This is a genomic window from Deferribacterota bacterium (assembly GCA_034189185.1).
Classification (GTDB): Bacteria; Chrysiogenota; Deferribacteres; order Deferribacterales; family UBA228; genus UBA228.
On sequence record JAXHVM010000167.1, the window covers coordinates 1 to 4,009 of the forward strand.

4 protein-coding genes are annotated in these 4,009 nt (G+C 28.8%); 2 read left to right on the forward strand and 2 right to left on the reverse strand.

Annotated features, from left to right (window positions below; translation table 11 throughout):
- Positions 1 to 127 precede the first annotated feature (127 nt).
- Together SVN78_09165 and SVN78_09170 are read left to right on the forward strand one after the other, a co-directional pair.
- Positions 128 to 415, forward strand: coding sequence for a hypothetical protein (locus SVN78_09165; GenBank protein ID MDY6821775.1), 288 nt, complete (start codon positions 128 to 130; stop codon positions 413 to 415).
- A 379-nt stretch (positions 416 to 794) separates the two neighbouring features.
- Positions 795 to 2,084, forward strand: a complete 1,290-nt coding sequence (locus SVN78_09170) for a S8 family serine peptidase (GenBank protein ID MDY6821776.1) — start codon at positions 795 to 797, stop codon at positions 2,082 to 2,084.
- Here SVN78_09170 and SVN78_09175 read toward each other — a convergent pair.
- Together SVN78_09175 and SVN78_09180 are read right to left on the reverse strand one after the other, a co-directional pair.
- Positions 2,077 to 2,955: a phosphoribosylaminoimidazolesuccinocarboxamide synthase gene (locus tag SVN78_09175; GenBank protein ID MDY6821777.1), complete on the reverse strand. Its 879-nt coding sequence runs from the start codon at positions 2,953 to 2,955 to the stop codon at positions 2,077 to 2,079. The genes SVN78_09170 and SVN78_09175 overlap by 8 nt on opposite strands.
- A gap of 115 nt (positions 2,956 to 3,070) precedes the next feature.
- The coding region (locus tag SVN78_09180; GenBank protein ID MDY6821778.1) for a MiaB/RimO family radical SAM methylthiotransferase at positions 3,071 to 4,009 on the reverse strand (939 nt) is incomplete at its 5' end.

Consider the following 4,009-nt stretch of genomic DNA (forward strand, 5'->3'; position numbering starts at 1 on the left):
AATATTAATGTAGTAAAAGAAATGCGAAAACAGAATAAGTGATGAAAGCTAAAATAAAATTGAAAAATTATAAAAAATAATGGAAACAAATAAATAGCCAATAAATAAATTTAATAGGAGGTAAATTATGAAAAAGCTATTAATTACCTTGGCTATTTTGTTAGGAGTTAATTTCAGTTTAGGTGCTTGGAATTACTATGATTACTCATACAAACCATATAATTATAATGCTCCATATTATAACACATATAAATATAAACCAAAATATTATTCAAATAATCCGACGGATAGATCTATACTTAGAAAAGAATTGTATTGGAAATTGGATAATATGATAGAAAACAAAATTAGAAGATATCATATGTTAGATTTAGATGATCTCTGGGATAACGATTGTGATTGTGATTGTTATTAGATCATTTGTCGTTCACATTTACAATTTTAAACCCAGCTGATTTTTTTATTAAATTCGGCTGGGTTTAAATAACGTATTTAACCTATTATATTAATTTTCTATGTCACTTATAAGAGGACATACCTATTTATATTTACTGTGACTATAAAAACTTGCCAATATCTTGTGAAAAAATCATTAGCTTTCATATTGACTAGGCCTTTAAAAAACTTTTTAACTTTGTAGGGTTATCCTATTTTTAATTAATCCATAATATTCTGTTTTATCCTTTGTTAAAGCAATATTTAAGGTATTTTCTTTGTCGCCTAAACTCCTACAAATCAATAATTGCTAATTAATTTTATATTGAAATAGTATAGATAAGCGCTAAAATCTTGCTATGAGAAAGGTTTTGATAATATTTGTATTACTACTTTCTGCTCCTTCATGGATATTTTCTTTGGAATTACCAAATGACCCATATTTTCCAAGTCAGATCTATCTATACAATGACAATGAATCAAAATATGACTTAGGTTATATAGGTTTTTATAACTATTTTAAAGAAAATAGAAATTCTATTTTGGATAGATATAAAACATATTATAAGTCCTATCCAATAATTGCTGTTATTGATACTAACTATGATCTCTTAGACGAGGATATGAAAGATAGGTTTTATATAAATAAAGATGAAATCCCAAACAATGAATACGATGATGATAACAATAGCTGGGTAGATGATTATGAGATTATAAGTATTGCTGATGGAAAAACATATAAAGAAACAACCTTTACACAAGAAGTAGCTAATAATTTAGTTGAACACTTAGGAAATACTTTGTATTTAACAAATTATCCTCCAGTAGATAAATTTGAAAGAATCCCTTACTATCATGGCCATATTGTTTCATCTATAATAGCTGCAGAGAAGGATAATAATATAGGCATTCATGGTATTGTTCCAAAAGAGGTTAAGATATTACCTATTACTGCTGGTTATAAGAGTGGATTATATTGGACATCTATTAGAGAGGCTTTGGATTATATAATTGACCTAAAAAGCTCTGGTTTAAACATTGTTGCAGTAAATATGAGCTTTGGAGGTACATTCCCTAAAATAAATTTTTTTGGGGCAGATAGATATATTGGCGGTAAGGGCAATTTTGAAGATAGACTAAAAAAATTAGACGAATTAGGCATATTATATATTGCTGCAGCAGGCAATTACTATCACAGCATAGATCTTACAGAGCTATATCCAGCTACATACGGCCTATCTAATGGTATTGTTGTGGGGGCTGCTACATCTAATGGTAGAAGGTCTGCCCCTTCTAATTATGGTGAAGAAACTGTTGATATATTCGCTGTAGCCCAATTCGATAACAAAACAAAAGATATCAATGATTATTATGATAGATTAATTGAAATAGAAGAAACACCCTATACATCCTATGCAACAGCCATTGTCTCGGCAGTTGTTGGTTGTGCTTTTATTTTATATCCTGATTGTACTCCAAAACAAATAAAAGAATTAATATTGAATAGCTATCAACCAATAGAATATTTAGATCACAAAGCAAAATATAATGGTATTGTTAAACTATCAGGAAAAAATGGCACCGGCCTTATTACAAATAACCACTTAAACTATAGGCTCAAAGAAGAGATTTGTAATAATTTTAATTAATTAGCCTATCCATAATTTCTAGGTATTTCTCAGAGGTTTTACGAACAATATCATCTGGCAATTTTGGTGCAGGTGGTTTTTTGTTCCAATTAATTTTTTCTAGATAGTCTCTAACAAACTGCTTATCCATGCTTGGAGCAGGATAACCTTCTCTATATTCTTTTATATACCAAAACCTTGAAGAATCAGGTGTCAAAAGCTCATCGATAAGGATAATTTTATCATTAATATAGCCAAATTCCATCTTAGTATCAGCAATTATTATGCCCTTTTTTTCAGCATAATGGGAAGCTCTCTCATATACTTTAAGGGAATAGTCTTTTAGTGTATATGCAGTCTCTTCACCGACTAAATCTATCATCTTTTCAAAGGGTATGTTTTCATCATGCTCACCCATTTCTGCTTTTGTAGCTGGCGTAAAGATAGGTTTTTCTAACCTTGATGATTCCTTTAAACCTGATGGTAGCTTAATGCTACATACAGAGCCATTATTTTTATATTCTTTCCAGGCAGATCCTGATAAATAACCTCTTACAACACATTCAATTAAAACTGGTTTTGCCTTTTTAACTAACATTGACCTATTTGCTAATATATCTTTATATTTAGATACTATTTCAGGCATTTCATCAATGTTTGTAGTAATAAGATGATTATCAATTATATCTTTCATCATATTAAACCAAAACTCCGACAATTTTGTTAAAACATAGCCTTTATTTGGAATACCATTTGGCAAAATAACATCAAATGCAGATATCCTATCAGTTGTTACTATCAATAATTTATCATCAATCTCATATATGTCTCTGACCTTGCCCCTATTAATAAGATTTAAATCACTGCATTCTGTCTTTAATATAACATCCATAGCGTACCTCTAAAAATTTATAATATCAGCCTCTTTAATCAATTTAAGTTTAACTATTTATGTTATATTATACACAATTAAATTTAAAAATATATAATTTTTAAAATATTATTAATTAGCTATTTATAGAACCTATAAGCAATTTGTTATCTCTGTCAAATTTATCAATATAAAATTCTTTGAAGGTATTTTCTTTGTAGTAATTAGCGCTTTTAACCTTAAAATAATTATCACTGTAGCCTGTGCTTTCATTTTCTAATAGCACCCGAGCATATTTACCAATCATTTTTTGATAAGATTGAATCTCTAGTTTATTAGCTAAATCTCTTAATTTAGCAGCCCTAGCTTTAATATCAAATTTTGGCACCTTATCTTTCATATTATATGCTTTTGTACCAACTCTATCTGAATAAGGAAAAATGTGCATATAATCAGGCTTAATAATATCAATCACAGCTGCCGTTTCATTAAAATCATCAATACTCTCACCGGGAAAACCTACAATCACGTCTAAACCTATCCTCAATAGAGGCAACTCACTTCTAATAGAAGAGACTATTTCTACAAACTCCTCACTACTATATTTTCTATTCATTCGTTCTAATATCCTGTTTGATCCACTTTGAAGGGGTATGTGTAGATGTGGACATATTTTATTATTTTCCTTAATTAAACTAGTTAATTCTTCCTTAATTTCATTTACCTCTAAAGAGGACAATCTTATTCTAAATTCACCTTCTACCTGAACGAGTATTTTTAATAAATCAAGTAAACTTGTTCCAATATCAATACCATATTTACCCAAATGGATCCCTACAAGAACAATCTCCTTATAGCCCTTGTGGATCATATCCTTAAATTCTGAAATTATATCATTAATAGGCTTGCTTCTTAAATTCCCACGTAAATATGGTATTATACAATAAGAACAATAATTATCACAGCCGTCTTGTATCTTTAAAAAACCTCTTGTTCTAATTCTATAATTACTATTAAAATAATTAGACTCACTTTTATCATTAATAATGTTTACTTCCTTCAATAAAAAAATAAT

Coding starts and splice junctions, on each gene's coding strand:
- SVN78_09165 (MDY6821775.1), top strand. CDS start 128: ATGAAAAAGCTATTAATTACCTTGGCTATTTTGTTAGGAGTTAATTTC.
- SVN78_09170 (MDY6821776.1), top strand. CDS start 795: ATGAGAAAGGTTTTGATAATATTTGTATTACTACTTTCTGCTCCTTCA.
- SVN78_09175 (MDY6821777.1), bottom strand. CDS start 2,955: ATGGATGTTATATTAAAGACAGAATGCAGTGATTTAAATCTTATTAAT.